Genomic DNA, 20,127 nt, shown 5'->3' on the forward strand with positions numbered 1-20,127 from the left:
TCGATCGACGAGTCGGGCATCGGCGCCCCGGCGTCGGCAGACGGATGTCATGCTTCGATCTGCACGCGGGGATCGAACGCGACGAAGCCGGAGAAGTCCTTGCCGACTCGATCGAACGCCGACGGGTACGGGGTCGGGTAGGACCACGCGTAGTCCTCGTGCAGCTCGCCGCCGGCCTGCACCGAGTAGTACTGCGCTTCGCCCTTCCACGGGCACGTGTACGGAGTGGGGCTCTCGACGAGCGCACCCTCGGTGATCGATGCGGGCGGGAAGTACCAGTTGCCTTCGATGCGCGCGAGGTCACTCTCGTCTGCTTCGGCGATGACGGTTCCTGCGAGTACAGCCTTCATGGTCCTGCCTCCTGGGATGTGGGTATGAGCGTAACCGAGGTGTACGACATCCGCTCGGGGTTGCGCGAGGGGTCGTCAATGTGGGAAACAAATCCCCTCGCCTGTTCGGCGCGCGGGGCCGAACGGATTGCCCGGCCCCGGGCCCGAGATCAGGCCGACTGCCTGCCGTACTCCTCGAGCAGGCGCAGCCAGATCTCGCTGATGGTCGGATACGCGGGCACCGCGTGCCACAGGCGCGAGATCGGCACCTCGCCGACGACCGCCACGGTGGCCGCCTGCACGAGCTCGGCGACCTCGGGTCCGACGAACGTCGCGCCGAGCACGACATCGCGCTCGGTGTCGATCACGAGGCGGGCCTGCCCCGCGAATCCGTCCTCGTAGACGCTCGCGCCCGCGACGGCTCCGAGGTCGTAGTCGGCCGCAGCGACCTCGTGCCCGGCCTTTCGGGCCTCCGCCTCGGTGAGCCCGACCGACGCGACCTCGGGGTACGAGAACGTGACCTGGGGCGCAGCGGCGTGGTCGGCGGTCGCGACGTGACGACCCCAGGGCGCGTCGTCGACGGCATCCCCCTTCGCGCGTGCAGCGATCACGTCGCCCGCCGCGCGCGCCTGGTACTTGCCCTGGTGGGTCAGCAGCACGCGGCCGTTGACGTCGCCGACGGCATACAGCCAGTCGGAGCCGGGTACACGCAGGGTGTCGTCGACCTCGATGTACCTTCCGGGCTCGAGCCCGACGACGTCGAGCCCGATGTCGCCGCTGCGCGGGGTGCGTCCGGTGGCGACGAGCACCTCGGCGGTCGTGACGACCGATCCGTCGGAGAGGTCGATCACGACCCCGTCGTCGGTGCGTGCGACGTTCGTGGTGCCGGTGTCCGTGCGCACGTCGACGCCGAGCTCGGCGAGCCCGGCGGCCACCCGCTCACCCGCGAACGGCTCGAACGACCCGAGCAGGCCGCTGCGGGCGATGACCGTGACCTTCGTGCCCAGCGACGCGTAGACGGTCGCCATCTCGACGGCCACCACGCCGCCGCCGATCACGGCCAGCGATTCGGGCAGCTCTTCGGCGCTGGTCGCCTCGCGGCTGGTCCACGGCTCGGCCTCGCGCAGACCCGGGATCGGCGGCACCGCGGCATCCGTTCCCGTACTGATCGCGACCGCGTGACGGGCGCGGAGCACGCGCGTTCCGCCGTCGGCATCCGTCACCGTGACCTCTCGCTCGCCGGTGAGCCGTCCGTGCCCGCGGGCCAGATCGATGCCGGCCGAGTCGAGCCACTCGACTTGCCCGTCGTCGGACCAGTTGCTCGTGAACGAGCCGCGGCGATCGAACACCGCGCGCACGTCGAGGTCGCCGGTGACGGCCTCGGCCGCGCCGCCGACCTTCTTCGCCGCTCGGAGCGCCTGTGCCGGACGCAGCAGCGCCTTCGACGGCATGCACGCCCAGTAGGAGCACTCACCTCCGACGAGCTCGCTCTCCACGATGATGGCGGTGAGCCCGCCCTGCACGGCCCGGTCGGCGACGTTCTCGCCCACCGGTCCGCCGCCCAGGACGATCAGGTCGTATTCGTCGGTGTTCTCGGCAGTCATGCGGTGCCCCTCTCCGTGGCCCAGTCTTGCTCAAGACCAACGCGGAGTCACGGGGTTTGTTCCTGGCCGGCGCGCCGGGCGGGTCGGGGCGCGGATTCGCAGCGGCGTCGCACATCTGCACCGCAATCGTGCGACGCCGTTGCGAAAGCGCGACGCGTGGGTCAGTGCACGAGCAGGAAGTGCGTCGGCGTCGGGACCTGCGCCTCGTGACGGATGCCGAGGGGCGCGCCCGTGCGCTCGTCGAGGTCGAGCAGCGCGACCGTGTCGGACCGCTGCCCGGCGACGAGGAGCTTTCCCTCGTGCACGAGGTGATGCCGCGGCCAGTCGACGCCGGAGTCGGCGAGCGCGAACGGTTCGAGGCTCTCACCCGCGCCGCGCACCCTCAGGGCCGCGATCGTATTGCTGCCGCGCAGCGCCGTGTACAGGAACTGTCCATCACGGGTGCGGGCGAGTTCGGCGGGGAAGTCGACGCCCACCTGCGCGATCGGGCTGGACAGCACCGACGACACGACGCGCCAGATGCCGTCGGGGCCGGCGGCGAGCGTGAACACCTCGCACGAGTACTCGGTCACGACGTGCAGGTGTCCACTGGGATGCACGACCATGTGCCGTGGGCCGGTGCCCTGCGGCAGCGCGACCTCGTGATCGACCACGAGGCCGCCCGGCGTCGCACGCCAGATGCGCACGAGGTCGAAGCCCAGATCGGTCGTCGCGATGCGACCGTCGGAGAGGAACGCCGCGGCGTGCGCGTGTGACACACGCGGATCGCCGGTCGCGGTGAGGGCGCCCGCGTAGGGGTCGGATGCCGCGGCCCCGACCCCCGCGGGCGCCGAGGTCTCCACGGGTTCGCCGAGCAGGGCGGCGCGGAGTTCGGCGGCCTTGTTCGCAGCATCGGGAACCAGGCTCCCGTCGGGAGCGATCCCGATGCGCACCACGCGGCCATCGCCGTAGCAGCTCGCCACGAGGTAGCCGCCGCCCGGCGAGACCGCGACGTGGCACACCGAGTCGCCCGCCTCGACGGGGTCACCGAGCGGCTGCAGCGTCGATTCACCGCTCCGGCGGAACGCCTGCACCGCGGCATCCCCCTCCAGCGCCGCGTAGACGACGTCGAGGGTGGGATGCTGCGCGAGCCAGGACGGAGACGGGGTCTGGGTGACCGCGCCGCGGTACGAGAGCTTCGTCGGCGTCTGCTCGTCGCCGGCGAGGAGCCCGATGCCGTCGGCCGAGCCGCCCATGCCGGCGCCGTAGCCGCCGAGCCAGAATCGGGTCATGCGCGGATCAGTCGAGCAGGTCGTGGCGGACGACGACCTGGTCGCGCTCCGGGCCCACGCCGATCACCGAGATGCGGGTGTTGCTCATGCCTTCCAGGGCGAGCACGTAGTCCTGCGCGTTCTGCGGCAGGTCGTCGAAGGAGCGCGCGGTCGAGATGTCTTCCGACCAGCCGGGGAAATACTCCAGGATCGGCGTCGCGTGGTGGAAGTCGGTCTGGTTGACCGGCACCTCGTCGAAGCGCTCGCCGTCGACGTCGTAGGCGACGCACACCGGGATCTGCTCGAGTCCGTCAAGGATGTCGAGCTTCGTGAGCACGAGGTCGGTGATGCCGTTGACGCGCGTCGCGTAGCGGGTGATCGGGGCGTCGTACCAGCCGACGCGACGCGGGCGGCCGGTCGTCGTGCCGAACTCGAACCCGCGCGAGCGCAGCCATTCGCCCTGCTCGTCGAACAGCTCGGTCGGGAACGGTCCCGACCCGACGCGGGTCGTGTACGCCTTCACGATGCCGACGACGCGATCGAGGGAGCCCGGGCCGACGCCCGAGCCGGATGCCGCACCGGCCGCTGTCGCGGTGGACGACGTCACGAACGGGTAGGTGCCGTGGTCGATGTCGAGCATGGTGGCCTGGCCGCCCTCGAACACGACGACCTCGCCGCGGTCGAGCGCCTCGGCGATCAGGTAGCCGGTGTCGGCGACCATGGGACGCAGGCGCTCGGCATACGACAGCAGCTCCTCGACGATCTCGTCGACCGTGACCGCGCGGCGGTTGAAGACCTTCACGAGCAGGTGGTTCTTCTGGTCGAGCGCGCCCTCGACCTTCTGGCGCAGGATGTTCTCGTCGAAGAGATCCTGCACGCGGATGCCGACGCGGTTGATCTTGTCGGCGTACGCCGGGCCGATGCCGCGGCCGGTCGTGCCGATGTTGCGCTTGCCGAGGAAGCGCTCGGTCACCTTGTCGAGCGTGCGGTGATAGGCGGTGATGATGTGCGCGTTCGCGCTCACCTTCAGGCGGGAGACGTCGATGCCGCGGGCGCCGAGCGCCTCGAGTTCGCTGAACAGCACCTCGAGGTCGATCACGACGCCGTTCCCGATCACGGGCGTGACTCCCGGCGACAGGATGCCGGAGGGCAGCAGGTGCAGCGCGTACTTCTCGTTGCCCACGACGACGGTGTGCCCGGCGTTGTTGCCGCCGTTGAACTTCACCACCCAGTCGGTGCGCTCACCGAGCAGGTCGGTGGCCTTCCCCTTGCCCTCATCGCCCCACTGGACGCCGACGATCACGATTCCTGGCATGGGTGTCCCCCTTGCTGACGCCGGGTTCGCACCGGCTGATGAGCTGGCCCTCTTCGGGCGGTCCCATCCTATCGAAGGCCCGTTTCGGGGCTGTTTCGGGTGTGGCGGGTGCGCGGTCCGGTCGCAGTTCGTGCCGTCCGAGACGGGCCCGGACGGCACGAACTGCGACGGGATGACCGGATGACCGGAAAACGTCGGACTCTGTCGCTCCGCCGCATCGACCGATGTCGGTGGCCGGTGCCACGATCGGCGTATGCCGCAGACCGAGCTCCCGAGTGACGCCACCGTCGCTACCCCGCGCCGCCAGGGGCCGCTCGTGCTCGCGGCCGCGCTCGTCACGGTCGTGCTGTGGGCATCGGCGTTCATCGGCATCCGCGGCGCAGGTCCGCACTTCGACCCGGGAGCTCTGGCCCTGTTGCGTATGGCCGTCGGAAGCGCCGTGCTGGCGATCATCGCGGTGCGGCACGGCATCCGACTTCCCGCGCGGTCGACCTGGTGGCTCGTCGCCGTGTGGGGAGTCGGCTGGTTCTGCGTCTACAACCTCGCGCTCAACGCGGCCGAGCGCACGCTCGACGCCGGCACTGCCGCGATGGTCGTGAACCTTGCCCCGCTCATGGTCGTCGTCTTCAGCGGACTCTTCCTGCGCGAGGGATTCCCGAAACCGCTGCTGATCGGAGCGCCGATCGCGTTCCTCGGTGTCGTGTTGATCGGCATGAACTCCTCGACGTCCGCCGATCCCGATATCTCCGGCCTGCTGCTCGCCCTGCTCGCCGCTGTCATGTACGCGGGGTGCACCCTGCTGCAGAAGCGCCTGCTGAACGCGGGATCGGATGCGACGACACTGACGTTCCTCGGCGCTGTCGCCGGCACGGTCGCACTTCTCCCCTGGGCCGGCAGTCTCGTCGGCGCCATCCAGACGGCTCCCCTCGATTCGACGCTCTGGGTCGTATACCTCGGGATCTTCCCGACGGCGATCGCCTTCACGACCTGGGCGTACGTGCTGCAGCGCAGCACCGCTGGTCAGACCTCGGCGACGACCTATGTCGTACCAGCCATCGCGATCCTGCTGTCATGGGCGATCCTCGGCGAGGTGCCCACGCCGCTGATGTTCGTCGGTGGAGCGCTCTGTCTGCTCGGCGTGCTCGTCACCCGAATGCGGTGGCGGCAGCGCAGGAGCTGACGCGGCGGTCGCGACCCGCCTCAGCGCCGCCAGCACCTCGCGCACGCGGGTGCGTGCCAGCGCGGCCGGCCGGGCGAGAACGTCGACATGACGCACCAGCGACACGCCCGCAACCGGTCGGAGCACCATCGACTCGTCGACGAGCGGTGCGGCGGTGAGACGGGGCATCACGGCGATCCCCGCCCCGGCGCGCACGATCTGGGCGGTGACGGAGAACTCGTTGACCCTGTGGTCGATCCTCGGTGCCTTGCCCATCCGGGCGCCGAGATGCGCGAGCACGCCGGCGAGCGGGAACCCCTCGTGCGTCGACACCCACCGTTCGTCGACGAGGTCAGACGGACTGATCGCCGCCTTCTGCGCCAGTCGGTGCGTCGAGGACATCGCGATGTCGAGCGGCTCACGCAGCAGGGGCGTCACGACCACGCGATCGGTCTCCCATGCCGGCTGGTGCGCCAGACGGTGTGCGACGACGAGGTCGTAGTCGGCCGTCAGCCCGGGGAACGCCTCCTGCTCGACGTCGGCGTCAGCCAACGAGAGCCCTGCGTGCGGGCCGAGCTCTCGCAACAGCGGAGCGAACAGGGCGAGGCCTGCACTGTGGAACGCCGAGACGCGCACCGGCCGCTCGTCCCGCGCGAGATAGGCCGAGATCGTGTCGTCGGCGAGAGCGACCGCCTCTTCGACGCGCGCCGCAGCGGCGGCGAGGGCCCGTCCGGCATCGGTGAGAACGAGGCGGCGACCCTGACGCTCGGTCAGCGGAACCGGAGCGGTGCTCTGCAGCGCGGCGAGCTGCTGCGACACCGCCGACGGGCTGATGTGGAGCGCCGCAGCGACGGCCGTCACGCTGCCGCGATCGCCGAGCTCGCGCAGAAGCCGCAGCCGGTTCATGTCCATGAAGCTCCCCTTCATCGTCCTTGAATGCGTTGGCCGTTGTTCTTCACGATCTTCACACGAAGGATAGCGACGTGCCTTCAGTCAGCCCGCGACCCGATCGTCTCGTCGATGTGATGCTCGTCGCCGTCGCCCTCGTGTGGGGCGCGAGCTTCGCCGCCGCGAAAGAACTCGTCGCCGCGACCGACGTCGTCACCGCGGTCGCTCTGCGTTTTCTCATCGCCGCGGCGGCGCTCGGCGCTCTCTGCCTCCTGCGACGCGAACGGTTGCCGAGGGGTCGCGGTCTTGTGATCGCGGTGGTGCTCGGCTGTTCGCAGGCCGCCGTGATCGGCCTGGAGACGTGGGGCGTGCACCTGACGACGGCGACCAACGCGGGCCTGCTGATCAGCCTCGCCCTCGTGATGACGCCGGTGCTCGAGGGCGTCGCCTCGCGTTCCTGGCTTCCCCGGCCCTACTTCGTCGCCGCCGTCGCCGCCATCGTCGGCGTGGCGATGCTCGTCTCGGACGGGGGTTTCCGTGCACCATCCGGCGGCGACGCGCTGGTGATCGCGGCTGCGGTCGTGCGCGCCGTGCACGTCACCGCCAGCGGCCACCTCACCCGCGACCGCCCGGACGGCACGTTCGGCGTCGTGCTCGTGCAGATGACGGTGTGCGCCGTGCTGTTCTCCGGACTCGCCGGCCCGGGGCTCGTCTCCACGGCGGTCGGTCTCGACGCGAGGTCGTGGGCGTATGCGGTCTTCCTCGGCCTGATGTGCTCTGTCTTCGCGTTCGTGGTGCAGCTGTGGGCGGTGCGGCGCACCTCGGCATCGCGAGCCAGCATCCTGATGGGGACGGAGCCGGTCTGGGCGCTGCTCATCGGTGTCCTCATCGCCGGGGAGACGATCACACCCCTGGGGGTGTGCGGTGCGACTCTCATCATCGCGGCCAGCTATGCCGGACAGGCGATCGAGAGACGTCACCGGATGCTGCTCGTGGTGGCGCAGGACGCGAGATCGATAGTGTGTGCGCGGGAGGAAGTATGAAGACCTGGTGGCCGTACGTCCGGTTGGCATCCGCAGCGCTCGGCCTCGCCGCCGTCATCGCTCAGCTCTCACTCACCGTCGCGCTCGCGGCCGACGATCCGACCCCGTGGGGCAGCCACCTCCCCACCGTGTGGTGGAACTTCTTCAGCTTCTTCACGATCGACTCGAACATCATCGCCGCCGTCGCGTTCGTCATCGCGGGGATCTGGGCCATCCGGCATCGGCGCGACGACGACCGGGAGCCCACCTGGCTCGCGATCCTGCTGGTCTGCGCTAGCACCTACATGATCGTCACCGGGATCGTCTACAACACGCTCCTCCGCGGCATCGAGCTGCCACAGGGGATCACGGTTCCCTGGTCGAACGAGGTGCTGCACGTCGTCTTCCCGCTGATCCTGCTGCTCGACGTGCTCTTCGCCCCGCGGCGCCGTGCGCTGCCGTGGAGCACCGTCTTCGTCTCGGCGATCTTCCCGCTCGTCTGGGCTGCGTACACGATGATCCGCGCGAACCTCGTGGTCGCCCCGGCCACCGGTCAGGAGTGGTGGTACCCGTATCCGTTCCTCAACCCGCACGTCGTCCCCGGCGGGTATCTCGGCGTCTCCGCGTACATCGTCGGCATCGCGATCGCCATCATCAGCGTCGCCTGCTTCGTGGTGTGGGTGGGGCGCCGCCGCGCGGCATCCGTCTCCGCTGTCGTCTGAGATCGGTATCATTTGCATCAAGGTGGACTTATGTACATAAGTGGTACTTTGTAACCATGAACACGATCAGCCGGAGCGTCCCGTCCAAGGACCTCCGCGACAGTCTGGCCGACGTCCTCGGCAGCGTCACGTACGGCTCGGAGAGAGTCGGCGTCACACGCCACGGGAAGCTCACCGCGGTGGTCATCAGCGTCGCCGATCTGGAATTGCTCGAGGAACTCGAAGCGGCGCGCGATGCCGCCGAGTTCGCCGCGGCGCGCGAGGCCGATGACGGCGGCCGGGTGTCGCTCGATGAGTTGCGTGCCGACGTCGCGTGAGCGGATACCGCGTCGAGTTCACGACCGCAGCAGCGAAGGAGATCCGCCAGCTGGATCCGCCGGTCCGTCGACGCGTCCTCGCCGGGATCTCCGAGTTTGAGCGCGACCCACGCCCGCCCGGTGTGCGCAAGCTCGCCGACTTCGACAATGCGTGGAGGGTTCGTGTCGGTGACTACCGGGTGCTGTACGAAGTGGTCGACGACGAGGTTCTCGTGACCGTGGTGCGCGTCGCGCATCGCCGATACGTCTACGACCTCTGACAGCTCGTCGCGAAGGATCCGTCCGAGCGTCCTCGTCATCCGCCTGACGGCACGACCGATGGGGAGAAGTCCCCATTCGAGGGCCGGAAGGGCACGAACGGATGCGGTTACGCTGGTCGCGGGGGAACGTCGACGCGTCCCCGAGGGAACGAGGAGACCTGTGAACGAGCCCTACGCACCTGGCAGCCCCGCGGGTTCCACCCCGCCGCCCCCGCCCGCGCCGTCGGCATCGTCCGCGCCACCGGCCCCACCCGCGCCGCCCGCGGCTCCTGCCACGCGTGCAGAAGCCGCCGCGAGTCAGCCCGCGCCTCCCGCCTCACCCTCGGCGTCGACGCGGTCCGAGGCGCCGACCGAGGCCGAGCTGCGCCGCGCGGGCGCCGTGCTGAAGACGGTGTCGGACGCGTACTCGGCGAAGATGGTCGGCCAGGAGCGCCTGCGGACGAGTCTGCTCATCTCGCTCATCGCCGGCGGGCACATCCTGCTCGAGAGCGTGCCGGGTCTCGCCAAGACCACCGCCGCGAGCACGCTCGCCGACACCGTGAAGGCGCAGTTCAAGCGCATCCAGTGCACGCCCGACCTGCTGCCCAGCGACATCACCGGCAACCAGATCTACGACGCCGCGACCGGCTCCTTCCGCACCGTGCTCGGCCCGGTGCACGCGAACTTCGTGCTGCTCGACGAGATCAACCGCTCGAGCGCGAAGACGCAGAGCGCGATGCTCGAGGCGATGCAGGAGCACCAGACCACGATCGGCGGCGAGGTGCATCACCTCCCGCAGCCGTTCCTCGTGATCGCGACGCAGAATCCCATCGAGCAGGAGGGCACCTACGAGCTGCCCGAGGCGCAGATGGACCGCTTCCTGCTGAAGGAGATCGTCGAGTACCCGAGTCCGGCTGACGAGTTCGAGATCCTCGGACGCATCGACTCCGGCGTGCTCGACCCCGACCGTCACGTCGAGAGCGCGATCACGCTCGATGACGTGCGGATGCTGCAGGACGTCGCGAGCCGCATCTACGTCGACCCGGCGATCCGCAATTACATCGTCTCGATCGCGTACGTGACCCGGAACCCCGCGCCGTACATCGGCGAGGAGCGCGCCCGCTTCATCAAGTACGGCGCGAGCCCTCGCGCGAGCATCGCGTTCCTGCAGGCGTCTCGTGCATTGGCGCTGCTCAACGGTCGCGGTCACGTGCTGCCGGAGGACATCCGGTCGCTGCGCCACCTCGTGCTGCGCCACCGCGTGCTGCTGACGTTCGAGGCCGACGCCGAGGGCATCCGCAGCGAGGAGATCATCGACCAGATCTTCGGCGCCGTCCCGACTCCCTGACGCGCCCATGCCCAGCCTGATCACCCAGGTGAAGAGCAAGCTCTTCATCCACTCGTCGCGCAAGTCGCTGCACGCCCTCGACGGCGCGTACGCGTCGCTGCTGCACGGGCGCAGCCTCGACTTCGAGGATCTGCGCAAGTACGAGTACGGCGATCAGGTGCGCGACATCGACTGGCGCGCGACCGCCCGTATGGGCACCCCGCTGGTCAAGCGGCACCGCGCGCAGCGCATGCACACGGTGATGTTCGTGGTCGACACGGGACGCTCGATGAGTGCTCTCGCCCGCGACGAGCGCTCGAAGAAGGAGCTCGCGATCCTCGCCGCCGGGGTGCTGGGGGTGCTCGCCCTGCGACACGGCGACGACTTCACCCTCGTCTACGGCGACTCCGCCGGCGTGCGCCGTCGGGCTGCCGGCCGCAGCGAGGGAGCTCTCGAACACGCGCTGCGCACGGTCGACCACGCGATCGACGACAGCACGGCCCCGAGCGACCGCGACGCCCTGCTGTCGTATGTGACGCGCACCATCTCTCGACGGATGATCGTCGTCGTCATCACCGACGAGGCGCCGATCACCCCCGAGACGGAGCGGGTGCTGCGCCGACTGCGCGTGCAGCACGACGTGCTGTGGCTCACCCTGCGCGACGCCGAGCCCGTGCTCGACCACACCACGGGAACCGTCCGCAGCGACGTCGACAGCATGTGGGAGGTGCCCGACTTCGTGCAGGGCGACCTCGACATCGTGCGAGAGCTCACGGCGCAGACCGAGGCGGATGCCGTGCGGCTCGCCGAGGTGCTCAAGCGCATGGAGATCAGCCACGGAGTGCTCGCGGGTCAGGACGACGCCGTCTCGCAGCTGCTGCAGCTGCTGAACCGGAGGTCGCATGCCCGGCTCTGACGAGCTCTACCCGCCGGCGCAGTACGGCTGGGGCTGGATGCTGCTCGCGATCGGCATCCTGCTGCTGCTCATCGCCGGCAGCTGGGCGATCATCGCGCTGACGAAGCCACGCCGCGACCTGACGCTGATCCGCGAGGGTCAGGGAGCGATGCTGCAGACCGTCGACGTGCTGTCCCAGCTCCGGATCGAGTATCTGCAGGCGATCCAGCGCATCGAGGACGACTACCGGGCGCGCACGCTCTCGGCGCGCAACGCCAACTTCGAGCTGAGTCGCGTCGTACGCACATTCGTGAACGAGTACAGCGGCATCGAGGCGCCCGTCCTCGCGCTCGACGATCTCGTCGCTCGCGGCGTGCACCCCGCCCTCATCGACGCGATGGGCCGCCACTACTACCCCAGCATCTTCCGCCCTGGCCCTGCGATAGATCCGCTGGCCGGAGCCGAGGCCGCCAGAACGGTGGTGCGCACATGGCACTAGCGAACTGGTGGGTGCTCCTCGTCGTCGTCGGCGCGGCCGTCATCGCGATCGCGATCGGCGTGCTGCTCGGCTTGCGCGGCGGCGCGAAGACCGATGCGCACGAGCGAGCGAGAGTCGCGCGCGCCGAACGCCTGCGCGCCCTGCCGACGTTCCGCCAGGCGCTGAGCCGCCGCGTGCTGGCGCTCTCCGGCATCCTGCTGCTGGGGGTCATCGCCGTGGTCTCGGCGGGAGTCGTCGCCGCACGACCGATGTCGTCGCAGACGATCCAACCCGTGAACACGAGCCGCGACATCATGCTGTGCCTCGACGTCTCCGGATCGATGAGCGAGGTCGACGTCGAGGTGCTGACCGTGTTCGAGGAGCTTCTCGACAGCTTCGAGGGCGAGCGCATCGGGCTGACGATCTTCAACAGCTCGCCCGTGCAGATCTTCCCCCTCACCGACGACTACCCGTTCATCCGCGAGCACCTGCAGAGCATCCGCGAGAGCTTCGACTACCTCGACGAGGTGCCCGAGCACTGGGTCGGCACGCTCAACGGCAATGGCGCCTCGCTCATCGGCGACGGACTCGCCGCCTGCGCCATGGCGTTCGACCACCCCGACGACGAACGCTCGCGGTCGATCATCTTCGCCACCGACAACGAGATCAACGGCGCCTCGATCGTCACTCTGGACGAGGCGTCGGCGTACGCGAAGTCGGTCGGCGTGCGGGTGTTCGCGCTCAACCCGGTCGAGGGGAAGGATGCCGACGTCAGCGCCGAGCTCACCCGCGCCGCCGAGGCGACCGGCGGACAGGCCTACGGCCTGCGCGACACCACCACGGTGTCGGACATCGTGGCGCAGGTGCAGGAGCAGGAGGCCACTGAGCTGAAGGGTCAGGCGCAGGTCGTCTGGACAGACACTCCGAACCTCTGGATCGTCGTGCTGCTCGTCTCGATGCTGTCGTTCATCGTCGTGCTGTGGAGGGTGAAGCTGTGATCCTCCAGCCCGTCCTCAACGTCTTCCTCCTCCTGCTGCTGTTCGCGCCGGTGGCGGCGATCGGGGTGCTCGCACTCATCAAGGCTCCCGGCCGCGACCGCGGGCTGTGGGTGATGCGGCTCGTCATGCTCGTGGCGCTCTTCACGATGCTGCTGCGCCCCGGCATCCCCGGAGGCGCGACGCAGACCCTCGCGACCGACACCGACATCGTTCTCGTCGTCGACACGACCGCGAGCATCGTCGCCGAGGACTGGGCCGACGGCCAGCCCCGACTCGACGGCGTGCGCGCCGACGTGCAGTCCATCGTCGACGAGTACCCCGGCGCCCGCTTCGCGCTCATCACGTTCGACGCCTCGGCCGACCTGCGGCTGCCGCTGACCACTGACACGACGGCGCTGATCTCTTCGCTCGACGTGCTGCGCCCCGAGGTCACGAGCCAGTCGCGCGGCAGCTCGATCGGCATCGCGAACCAGCTGCTCGCCGACACGCTCGCGAACGCCGCCGAGTCGCAACCCGATCGGTCGCGCATGGTCTTCTACTTCGGCGACGGCGAGCAGACCGCGAGCTCGACGCCCGAGCCCTTCGACGGCAGCGAGCAGTACACCGATGCGGGGGCCGTGCTCGGCTACGGCACCGCCGAGGGCGGGCCGATGCGGCTCACCACCGGCGGCGTCGACGGAGCGAGCGGCGAGTACATCCAGTACGAGGGCGCGAACGCGGTGTCGACGATCGACGAGCGGAACCTGGAGACGATCGCGGGTCAGCTGGGCGTCGAGTATCAGCACCGTGCGGCGGATGCCGAGATCGCCCTGCCCGAGGCGCCCTCGACCACGACGAACTACGCCGAGTCGGGTCAGGTGGGCAACGTGATCGAGCTGTACTGGATCGCCGCGTTGGTGATCGCCGCGCTCCTGGCCGTCGAGCTCGCGAGGGCGAGCATGCTCGTCGCGCGGCTCCGCCACCTGCGTGCACCGCGGCCGGAGTCGTCGAGCGAGCGCGGCCCCCGCGGGTCGTCGAGCGAGCGAGCCGAGAAGAAACGCACCGACGGAGGTGACGCATGACCACGCTCACCGCACCCGACGACGTTCGGGCAGACGCGGCATCCGCTCTCCTCGCGGCGAACCGCCGCCGCCGCCGCATCCGTCGCTGGCTCGCGATCGGCATGCTGCCGCTCGCACTCGCAGCCCTTCTGTTCGTGGGGAAACTGCTGAGCATGTACGCGTTCGCGCACCAATCCATCAGCGCCTACGTGGCCGACGACTACGCCGGTTCGGAGGCGTCGGCGCGTGGCCAGGAGTTCCTGAACTGGTTCGAGCCGTACAAGGCGCCGTTCAACGTGGGCACGGCTCTTGCCGGCGCCGAGCAGCTGCCGGAGGCGCGCGCGAAGCTCGAGGAGGCGCTCGATCTCGCAACAGGACTCGAGGTGTGCGGCGTGCGCATCAACCTGGCGATCGTGATCGAGCGGATGGGCGATGCCGCCCGTGCCGACGGCGACGGGGCGGGTGCCGCCCAGCTCTACGCCGAGGCGCTCACGGTCACCACCGAGATGCCCGAGGACTGCAACAGCGAGGAGGCGCAGCAGCAGTCGTCGGATCCGAGCCGCGACATGCAGCAGAGCAAGGACGACCTCGAGGACCGCCTGAAGCAGAAGCAACAGCAGCAGGAACAGCCGCAGGAACAGGAGCAACAGCAGCAGGAGGAGCCTCAGCCCTCCGACGACAAGCTCGAGGAGCTCAAGGACAAGCTCGAGCAGGGTACGCAGGAACGCGACCAGCAGCAGGGCGACGACGGCGGCGGCTCGGGGACGGACAAGCCATGGTGATGGACCACGAGAAGCAGCGCGCGCGCTACATCGCCGGCACGGAGGGCGCGCCACCGCTCCCCCCGCCCGGCGGATACCGTAACGCGCGGCGGCCCTCGTCACCGGTCGTGCAGCAGCGGGCGGTCACCGGCGCGATCGGCACCGCGACCGCCGAGCCCGAGGCCAAGAAGCCCGCGAACGCTCTCGGCTGGATCGCGCTGATCGCCGGCATCCTGTTCTCCGTGATCCTGCTCGTCACCCTCGCGGCAGGGGGCACCGATGTGCTCTACGGCATCACGATGCTCGCCTTGCAGCTCGTCGTCGTGGCGATCATCGTCGGTGCGCTGTTCACCCGCCGGGGCCGCACGCTCGGCGCGATCGCCCTCGCCGTCACCGTCGTGGTCAACGTCGCGACCGTCGGAGGTCTCGGAGCGCTGCAGACGTCGGCGGCCGGCGCCTACGACGGCATGAAATCCGATGAGCAGAAGCACGAGGAGGCGTACCCGGGCATCAAGGGCACCGACTCGCAGGACGTGCTGGCGCAGCAGTCGCTCGAACAGGTGCAGGCCGAGGCGGAGAGCCTGTTCGCCGATATCCGGTCGCGACTCACGGCCGAGTACGGGTTCGAGTGGGTGCAGGTCGGCGACGAGGACTTCCGCCCCGAGCGCAACGGCTACGGCGGGGAGTCGATGCTCGTGGAGTACACCTCCGCCAGCTGGGCGACGACGCAGCCCGTGCAGGATTACGCGCTCAAGCTCGACGTGATGTCGACGATCGACGACGTCATCGCCGAGCACGGCCTGTCGTACCTGTACTCGTTCAACGATGCATCGTCGGGGCTCGACCCGTCGACGGTCGCGAAGCTCTACGGCAGCGACGACCCGCGGGAGCAGCACACGTGGGAGTACTACGCCGAGAACTATCCCGACCCGATGCGGTTCTACGCGAATATCTACGACCTCTCCAACGACCCGACCGGCGACTTCCGCACGGCCAGGGAGGCGCAGAACGCGCGCACGGGTGAGCCGCTCGAGGGGCTGCAGCTCACCGTGCTCGCGAGCGCGGTGCTCAGCGACGCCGACCGTGCCGAGTTCGAGAAGAAGCTGCAGGAGTACCCCGGCTTCGAGTGAGCCGCCGACGCCTCGATCAATCCGCGAGAGTGCACAGCATCCGTGCCAACGCGTAGCGCGTATGGCCGCGAGCGGTGCGCGGGTCGTAGCCGAGGACATCGATCACCGTTGCCAGTCGTTCCTGGATGCTGGAGTGGTGCCGCCCGAGCCTCGCGGCGGCGCCCCGCACGCTGCGCTCCTCGGCGAGCGCGTCGAGGAGGTCGAGGGTGCGCGGGTCGAGGCTCCGCAGTACGACCGCGTCGGGATGCAGCGGCGCCCCGTCGGCCGCCTCCGCGACGATCAGCGCCGCACCGAGATCAGCAGCGCGCACGGCGGGCTCGGCCTCCGACGTGAGCCGCACCGCGATCAGCGCCGCCGCCCACGAATCCGGGAGCTCGACGCCCGGCCCCGTCAGCCCGACGCCGAGGCGCGGAGCGGACTCCGACCAGGCCGAGCTCGGATCGGACGCCGCGTCGACGATCGTCGCGCGAGTCAGCCCGTGCCGGGTGGCGACGACCGACGACGGATGCTGCGGCAGCGGCGCCGGATCGGGCGGCGATGCCACGACGCACAGCGCGGCATCCGTCATGCGGAGGCGCAGCAGGGCGCTTGCCCGTTCGTCGACGCTCGCGTAGGAGCTGATCGCGAGTTCGACCGCGCTCTCGGCGCCGACCGATCGACGGGCGCGGACGATGCCGAGCGCGAGCGCCAGCCGTTCGAGGATCATCGCGTCGTTCGTCCGGGGTTCGCCGTCGCGCTCGATCCAGACGACGGCATCCTGTCCGCTCTCCCGCTGCATCCACGACTCATCCGGGTCCGTCGGACCGATGCGTTCTCCACTTGCCGCGACGCGCACGATCTGCGAGCCGTCGCGCAGTCCGACCGTCGCGCCGCTCAGCACAGCGGCGCCGCGGAGCATACTCTCGACGCCGACCGACCGGGCGACCAGCGCGTCGAAGTACGTGACGACCTTGAGGCTCTCGCTCGCGTCGGGGTCGAGGGCGGTCAGCCGCCCCAGCAGATCTTGCATATCGGCTCCATCGCCCGGGGTTCCAGATTAGGACCTCGGCGGTCACAGAATATGTACGGGAGAATTCCGTACACTGGTTCTATGACTGCTCCGCTGAAGGACGCTCGCATCGAGCTCCGTGTGACCGCTGCCCAGAAGGAGAAGATCGAGCGAGCCGCCGCGCTCTCGGGTCGCACGGTCTCGGCGTTCTCGTCCGAGGTGCTCGCCGCACGCGCCGAGCAGGTGATCCAGGAGGATCGACAGCTCCGGGTCGATGCGGAGGCTTTCGACACCTTCCAGCAGGTCATGGACCAGCCTTCGCGGTCCCTCGAGGGCCTGCGCGACCTGATGACGCGCAAGCCGGTGTTCTCCGACCTTGGTTGAGTTCCTGAGCCCCCGGCCGCTCGCTGTCGGAGACAGGCTGTCCGAGTTCCGCTCGGGCGAAGAGGCGCTCGACAGCTGGCTACGCGGCCGAGCACGCAACAACGAGAAGGCCGGCGCGTCACGCACCCTCGTCTCGCTCACCCGAGACGAAGTGCGCGTGGCCGGTTACTACTGCCTGTCCTCCAGCGCCCTGGTGCGCGAGGACGGACCGCCGGAACTCGCGGCCGGGATGCCGGCCACGATTCCGGTCGTGCTCCTGGGGCGGCTCGCCGTCGATCGTGAGTTCCACGGTCTGGGTCTGGGGTACTCCCTGCTGCAGCATGCGACGAACCGTGCCCTGGAGGCGGCTGATGTGATCGGCATCCGCGCGATGCTCGTGCACGCTCTCTCCGAAGATGTCGTCCCGTTCTACGAGAGGTTCGGCTTCGCCCGCTTCCCCGGTCAGAGTCACACCCTCTACCTGCTCACGAAGGATGCGCGAGAGACTCTGAGCGGTCTCTGACCCGCACCGAGCGCCGCCGGCTGCCTCAGCCGAGAAGCCGTGTGACCCAGTCGTCGCGGGCGGCCAGCATCGCCTGCGCGACGGCCGAGTGCGGCGCGAACATGTCGAAGCCGTGGAAACCGCCGGCCCACACGTGCAGCTCCGCCTGCACGCCCGAGGCCCAGAGCGTCGTCGCATACGCCACGTCCTCATCGCGGAACACCTCGGCGCTGCCGCAGTCGATGAACGCGGGCGGCAGACCCGAGAGATCGGTGGCCCGCGCGGGAGCGGCGTAGATCGACACGTCGTCGGTGCCCTTACGATCTCCGAGCAGCGCCGTCCATCCGGTGATGTTCGACCCGCGGTCCCACACGCCGATGCCGTCGATCTGGTGGGTGGAGACGCTCTCGTCGCGGTCGTCGAGCATCGGATAGATGAGCAGCTGCCCGACGAGCGCCGGTCCTCGCCGATCGCGGGCGAGCAGCGCCGTGCCCGCGGCGAGCCCTCCTCCCGCGCTTCCGCCGCCGATGAGCAGGCGGCTCGTGTCGATGCCGAGCTCGTCGGCGTGCTCTGCGGTCCACTGCAGCGCCGCGTAGCAGTCCTCGACCGGATACGGATCGGGGAACTCGGGCGCCAACCGGTACTCGACCGTCACGATCACACCGTTGAACCGCTCGGCCCAGTCGAGGAAGCCGACGACTCCCAGCCACCTGTTGCCGATGATCATGCCGCCGCCGTGCGTGTGGAAGAAGCCCGGCCCGATACCCGTGCGTCCGTCTTTCTCGATCACCGTCACGACGATGTCGTCGCCGTCGTGGCCCGGGATGGTCTCGTCGCGCCACACGAAGCCGCGCTCCGCGAGCACCTGCCTGATCTCGTCGTCGTTCCCCACGGGCGTCTGTCGCATCAGCGGGATCATCTCCGCCGTGAGCGTGGGCGGCAGCTGGTCGGCGACGAGCGCGAGCGCGGCCTCGAGCTCAGGGTCGAAGGGCGGGCGGGCGAGTGTGTCGGTCATCGGAACTCCTCTGTTCTCCGTGTCCATGGTCGCGTCGTTGCGGCCTCGGCTCAGCATCCCTCTCCCCCTCGCGCCGAGGGACCCGCCGGGTGCGGCCGATTGAGGGCGCTCCGACCGCCGGACGGCGGGGTCAGGACGAAAGTGCGAGTCCGGCGGCGAGCGCGAAGCCGAGCACGGTCGCGAGCCCCGTGGACTCCTTGGCCTTCGACTGCGCCTCGGGAACCATGGAGTCGACGAGCATGACCAGCAGCGCTCCGGCGGCGAATCCGCCGGCTGCAGAGCGGAAGGTGTCGTCGGTGACGCTCGCGAGCGCGAAGCCCGCCACGGTGGCCACGGCGCAGACGACCGTGACGCCGCCCCACAATGCGAGGACGCGCGAGCGCTTCATGCCGCCCTCGAGCAGGTCGGCGGCCGAGCCGATCGACTCGGGCAGGTTCGAGACGAGGATGGCGACGACGAGCGCGACGCTGACCGGCTCTCCCGAGGCGAGTCCGATCCCGAGCACGAGCTGCTCCGGGATGCCATCGAGCAGCGCCCCCACGGCGAGCTGCCCGCCGCCAGCGCCACCCTTCTTCTTCGCTGCCCTCGCGTCGAGGATGCGATCGGCGCTGTAGTAGCTGAGCGCCCCGAGGGCGACGCCGATGACCAGCGGGATCGGTCCGGTGCGCTCGAGCCCCTCCTCCCACAGCTCGAAGGCGATCGAGGCCATCAGCGCGCCGGCACCGAATCCCAGCACGATGCCCAGCCACCGAGGCGGCCACGCCCGCAGCAGCGCGAGCACCGCTCCGATGAACAACGGGGATGCCGCGACCACACCCCACAGCACTGCCTGACCCATGCCGACAACTCTGCCACCGTCGCGGGGGAAACCCGGAGGGTCGCCGACGAGATCCGAGATCAGGAACATCACCCGAGATCAGGAGGATGCTGTCCGCGCACTCCTGATCTCGGGAGATGGTCCTGACCTCGGCGACACGACGGCTCAGCCGATGCGGTGGATGTCGAGGTCGATGCGTCCGGGCAGGAGGTCGGCTCGCAGCGCCCGCGTGCCCCGGTAGTCGCCGTCCTTCAGCCGTCGGAACGGGCGGCTCGGCGCCTCATCGGCGACGACGTCCAGACGCGCCAGCAGCCGCGCGGACTCGCGCTCGACATCGCCCGCATCGAGACCGTCGGCGTCGTGGACCACGTGCAGGTCGAGCGGCTCGATGCCGGTGTACCAGAGCGTCCCGTGCGTCACGGGGAAGAGCAGCTGATCGATGTCGCCGCTGATGCCGCGGCTGCCGATCGAGCGGTCGTCCTCGCCGGCGGTGACGACCACGAGCGCACGGCGCCCGGCGAGCGGCCCCTCGCCGTAGCGGAGCGGCAGACCGGTCTCCGGGTCGTTCGGCCCGTACGCGAACCCGTTCGTGAGCACCCGGTCGAACCACCCCTTGAGGATCGCCGGCGGCCCGTACCACCAGAGCGGGAACTGCAGCACGACGAGGTCCGCAGCCGCGAGCTTGCGCTGCTCCTCGACCACGTCGCCGGGCAGGCGACCCTCGGCGAACGCCTCGCCCATGAGGTCGACGACGCTGCCGGGCCGACCGAGCGGGTCGCCGAGGTCGCGAGCGGCGAGCACGGGGTCGAATCCCTGCCGATACAGGTCGCTCGTGACGACCTCGTAGTCGCGGGACAGGGCCTCGGCTCCCTCACGGAAGAGGCGCGCATTGAAGGAGTCCGCTTGCGGGTGGGCGAAGATCCAGTGGGCGACGGGGCGCGACGACATGGTGTGTCCTCTCGATCTTC

Annotated in this window: 23 protein-coding genes; 14 read left to right on the plus strand and 9 right to left on the minus strand. The window is 69.7% G+C overall.

Annotated elements, in window-relative coordinates; all coding sequences use genetic code 11:
- Positions 1 to 47: 47 nt before the first annotated feature.
- From M3195_RS02290 to M3195_RS02305, 4 genes are all read right to left on the minus strand, one after another.
- Complete coding sequence (locus tag M3195_RS02290) at positions 48 to 350, minus strand: DUF427 domain-containing protein (protein ID WP_251584824.1); 303 nt, start codon at positions 348 to 350, stop codon at positions 48 to 50.
- Between the two features lie 149 nt (positions 351 to 499).
- Complete coding sequence (locus M3195_RS02295) at positions 500 to 1,933, minus strand: dihydrolipoyl dehydrogenase family protein (RefSeq protein WP_251584825.1); 1,434 nt, start codon at positions 1,931 to 1,933, stop codon at positions 500 to 502.
- 161 nt (positions 1,934 to 2,094) lie between these two features.
- Positions 2,095 to 3,204, minus strand: a complete 1,110-nt coding sequence (locus M3195_RS02300) for a lactonase family protein (RefSeq protein WP_251584827.1) — start codon at positions 3,202 to 3,204, stop codon at positions 2,095 to 2,097.
- 7 nt (positions 3,205 to 3,211) lie between these two features.
- On the minus strand, positions 3,212 to 4,498 hold the full coding sequence (locus M3195_RS02305; protein ID WP_251584829.1) for an adenylosuccinate synthase: 1,287 nt from the start codon (positions 4,496 to 4,498) through the stop codon (positions 3,212 to 3,214).
- A 253-nt stretch (positions 4,499 to 4,751) separates the two neighbouring features.
- Between M3195_RS02305 and M3195_RS02310 the strand changes: the two genes are divergently transcribed.
- Complete coding sequence (locus tag M3195_RS02310) at positions 4,752 to 5,678, plus strand: DMT family transporter (RefSeq protein ID WP_251584831.1); 927 nt, start codon at positions 4,752 to 4,754, stop codon at positions 5,676 to 5,678.
- Here M3195_RS02310 and M3195_RS02315 read toward each other — a convergent pair.
- Positions 5,568 to 6,569 carry a LysR family transcriptional regulator gene (locus M3195_RS02315; RefSeq protein WP_251584833.1) on the minus strand — a complete coding sequence of 334 codons (1,002 nt, stop codon included), beginning with the start codon at positions 6,567 to 6,569 and terminating at the stop codon, positions 5,568 to 5,570. The genes M3195_RS02310 and M3195_RS02315 overlap by 111 nt on opposite strands.
- 113 nt (positions 6,570 to 6,682) lie before the next feature.
- Between M3195_RS02315 and M3195_RS02320 the strand changes: the two genes are divergently transcribed.
- From M3195_RS02320 to M3195_RS02370, 11 genes are all read left to right on the plus strand, one after another.
- The gene (locus M3195_RS02320) at positions 6,683 to 7,588 is read left to right on the plus strand and encodes a DMT family transporter (RefSeq protein WP_285885412.1); all 906 of its coding nucleotides are present in this window, start codon (positions 6,683 to 6,685) and stop codon (positions 7,586 to 7,588) included.
- A complete protein-coding gene (locus tag M3195_RS02325) occupies positions 7,585 to 8,289 on the plus strand; it encodes a Pr6Pr family membrane protein (protein WP_251584837.1) in 705 nt (234 codons plus the stop codon). The genes M3195_RS02320 and M3195_RS02325 overlap by 4 nt, the downstream gene beginning before the upstream one ends.
- 56 nt (positions 8,290 to 8,345) lie before the next feature.
- Entirely contained in the window at positions 8,346 to 8,606 is a 261-nt protein-coding gene (locus tag M3195_RS02330; RefSeq protein ID WP_251584839.1) for a type II toxin-antitoxin system prevent-host-death family antitoxin, read from the plus strand.
- On the plus strand, positions 8,603 to 8,866 hold the full coding sequence (locus tag M3195_RS02335) for a type II toxin-antitoxin system RelE family toxin (protein WP_251584841.1): 264 nt from the start codon (positions 8,603 to 8,605) through the stop codon (positions 8,864 to 8,866). The genes M3195_RS02330 and M3195_RS02335 overlap by 4 nt, the downstream gene beginning before the upstream one ends.
- A 361-nt stretch (positions 8,867 to 9,227) precedes the next feature.
- Positions 9,228 to 10,193: an AAA family ATPase gene (locus tag M3195_RS02340; protein ID WP_251585320.1), complete on the plus strand. Its 966-nt coding sequence runs from the start codon at positions 9,228 to 9,230 to the stop codon at positions 10,191 to 10,193.
- Between the two features lie 7 nt (positions 10,194 to 10,200).
- Positions 10,201 to 11,088 carry a DUF58 domain-containing protein gene (locus tag M3195_RS02345; protein ID WP_251584843.1) on the plus strand — a complete coding sequence of 296 codons (888 nt, stop codon included), beginning with the start codon at positions 10,201 to 10,203 and terminating at the stop codon, positions 11,086 to 11,088.
- A complete protein-coding gene (locus M3195_RS02350) occupies positions 11,075 to 11,566 on the plus strand; it encodes a hypothetical protein (RefSeq protein ID WP_251584845.1) in 492 nt (163 codons plus the stop codon). Before M3195_RS02345 ends, M3195_RS02350 begins: the two co-directional genes overlap by 14 nt.
- Positions 11,557 to 12,543: a vWA domain-containing protein gene (locus M3195_RS02355; RefSeq protein ID WP_251584847.1), complete on the plus strand. Its 987-nt coding sequence runs from the start codon at positions 11,557 to 11,559 to the stop codon at positions 12,541 to 12,543. The genes M3195_RS02350 and M3195_RS02355 overlap by 10 nt, the downstream gene beginning before the upstream one ends.
- Positions 12,540 to 13,604 (plus strand): vWA domain-containing protein, encoded by a 1,065-nt coding sequence (locus M3195_RS02360; protein ID WP_251584849.1) that lies wholly within the window; start codon positions 12,540 to 12,542, stop codon positions 13,602 to 13,604. Before M3195_RS02355 ends, M3195_RS02360 begins: the two co-directional genes overlap by 4 nt.
- Positions 13,601 to 14,365: a hypothetical protein gene (locus tag M3195_RS02365; protein WP_251584851.1), complete on the plus strand. Its 765-nt coding sequence runs from the start codon at positions 13,601 to 13,603 to the stop codon at positions 14,363 to 14,365. The genes M3195_RS02360 and M3195_RS02365 overlap by 4 nt, the downstream gene beginning before the upstream one ends.
- A complete protein-coding gene (locus M3195_RS02370) occupies positions 14,359 to 15,474 on the plus strand; it encodes a hypothetical protein (RefSeq protein WP_251584853.1) in 1,116 nt (371 codons plus the stop codon). Before M3195_RS02365 ends, M3195_RS02370 begins: the two co-directional genes overlap by 7 nt.
- A 16-nt stretch (positions 15,475 to 15,490) precedes the next feature.
- Here the strand turns inward: M3195_RS02370 and M3195_RS02375 are convergent, their stop codons facing one another.
- Positions 15,491 to 16,483 carry a hypothetical protein gene (locus M3195_RS02375; RefSeq protein ID WP_251584855.1) on the minus strand — a complete coding sequence of 331 codons (993 nt, stop codon included), beginning with the start codon at positions 16,481 to 16,483 and terminating at the stop codon, positions 15,491 to 15,493.
- An 81-nt stretch (positions 16,484 to 16,564) separates the two neighbouring features.
- Here M3195_RS02375 and M3195_RS02380 point away from each other — a divergent pair, with 81 nt between their 5' ends.
- Together M3195_RS02380 and M3195_RS02385 are read left to right on the plus strand one after the other, a co-directional pair.
- Positions 16,565 to 16,846, plus strand: coding sequence for a type II toxin-antitoxin system TacA family antitoxin (locus M3195_RS02380; RefSeq protein WP_251584856.1), 282 nt, complete (start codon positions 16,565 to 16,567; stop codon positions 16,844 to 16,846).
- Entirely contained in the window at positions 16,839 to 17,348 is a 510-nt protein-coding gene (locus M3195_RS02385) for a GNAT family N-acetyltransferase (RefSeq protein ID WP_251584858.1), read from the plus strand. The genes M3195_RS02380 and M3195_RS02385 overlap by 8 nt, the downstream gene beginning before the upstream one ends.
- A 25-nt stretch (positions 17,349 to 17,373) precedes the next feature.
- On the opposite strand, the gene M3195_RS02390 is transcribed toward M3195_RS02385, so the two are convergent.
- The 3 genes from M3195_RS02390 to M3195_RS02400 form a co-directional block, all read right to left on the minus strand.
- A complete protein-coding gene (locus M3195_RS02390; RefSeq protein WP_251584860.1) occupies positions 17,374 to 18,342 on the minus strand; it encodes an alpha/beta hydrolase in 969 nt (322 codons plus the stop codon).
- 130 nt (positions 18,343 to 18,472) lie between these two features.
- The gene (locus M3195_RS02395; RefSeq protein WP_251584862.1) at positions 18,473 to 19,180 is read right to left on the minus strand and encodes a ZIP family metal transporter; all 708 of its coding nucleotides are present in this window, start codon (positions 19,178 to 19,180) and stop codon (positions 18,473 to 18,475) included.
- Between the two features lie 144 nt (positions 19,181 to 19,324).
- Entirely contained in the window at positions 19,325 to 20,107 is a 783-nt protein-coding gene (locus M3195_RS02400) for an NAD(P)H-dependent oxidoreductase (protein ID WP_251584864.1), read from the minus strand.
- Positions 20,108 to 20,127: the final 20 nt, after the last annotated feature.

The organism is Microbacterium hydrocarbonoxydans (assembly GCF_023715885.1).
Classification (GTDB): domain Bacteria; phylum Actinomycetota; class Actinomycetes; order Actinomycetales; family Microbacteriaceae; genus Microbacterium; species Microbacterium hydrocarbonoxydans_C.

Bases quoted from the DNA above. Each gene is read 5' to 3' on its own strand.
- M3195_RS02290 (WP_251584824.1), bottom strand. From the start codon at position 350: ATGAAGGCTGTACTCGCAGGAACCGTCATCGCCGAAGCAGACGAGAGT.
- M3195_RS02295 (WP_251584825.1), bottom strand. From the start codon at position 1,933: ATGACTGCCGAGAACACCGACGAATACGACCTGATCGTCCTGGGCGGC.
- M3195_RS02300 (WP_251584827.1), bottom strand. From the start codon at position 3,204: ATGACCCGATTCTGGCTCGGCGGCTACGGCGCCGGCATGGGCGGCTCG.
- M3195_RS02305 (WP_251584829.1), bottom strand. From the start codon at position 4,498: ATGCCAGGAATCGTGATCGTCGGCGTCCAGTGGGGCGATGAGGGCAAG.
- M3195_RS02310 (WP_251584831.1), top strand. From the start codon at position 4,752: ATGCCGCAGACCGAGCTCCCGAGTGACGCCACCGTCGCTACCCCGCGC.
- M3195_RS02315 (WP_251584833.1), bottom strand. From the start codon at position 6,569: ATGGACATGAACCGGCTGCGGCTTCTGCGCGAGCTCGGCGATCGCGGC.
- M3195_RS02320 (WP_285885412.1), top strand. From the start codon at position 6,683: ATGCTCGTCGCCGTCGCCCTCGTGTGGGGCGCGAGCTTCGCCGCCGCG.
- M3195_RS02325 (WP_251584837.1), top strand. From the start codon at position 7,585: ATGAAGACCTGGTGGCCGTACGTCCGGTTGGCATCCGCAGCGCTCGGC.
- M3195_RS02330 (WP_251584839.1), top strand. From the start codon at position 8,346: ATGAACACGATCAGCCGGAGCGTCCCGTCCAAGGACCTCCGCGACAGT.
- M3195_RS02345 (WP_251584843.1), top strand. From the start codon at position 10,201: ATGCCCAGCCTGATCACCCAGGTGAAGAGCAAGCTCTTCATCCACTCG.
- M3195_RS02350 (WP_251584845.1), top strand. From the start codon at position 11,075: ATGCCCGGCTCTGACGAGCTCTACCCGCCGGCGCAGTACGGCTGGGGC.
- M3195_RS02355 (WP_251584847.1), top strand. From the start codon at position 11,557: ATGGCACTAGCGAACTGGTGGGTGCTCCTCGTCGTCGTCGGCGCGGCC.
- M3195_RS02365 (WP_251584851.1), top strand. From the start codon at position 13,601: ATGACCACGCTCACCGCACCCGACGACGTTCGGGCAGACGCGGCATCC.
- M3195_RS02370 (WP_251584853.1), top strand. From the start codon at position 14,359: ATGGTGATGGACCACGAGAAGCAGCGCGCGCGCTACATCGCCGGCACG.
- M3195_RS02375 (WP_251584855.1), bottom strand. From the start codon at position 16,483: ATGCAAGATCTGCTGGGGCGGCTGACCGCCCTCGACCCCGACGCGAGC.
- M3195_RS02380 (WP_251584856.1), top strand. From the start codon at position 16,565: ATGACTGCTCCGCTGAAGGACGCTCGCATCGAGCTCCGTGTGACCGCT.
- M3195_RS02390 (WP_251584860.1), bottom strand. From the start codon at position 18,342: ATGACCGACACACTCGCCCGCCCGCCCTTCGACCCTGAGCTCGAGGCC.
- M3195_RS02395 (WP_251584862.1), bottom strand. From the start codon at position 19,180: ATGGGTCAGGCAGTGCTGTGGGGTGTGGTCGCGGCATCCCCGTTGTTC.
- M3195_RS02400 (WP_251584864.1), bottom strand. From the start codon at position 20,107: ATGTCGTCGCGCCCCGTCGCCCACTGGATCTTCGCCCACCCGCAAGCG.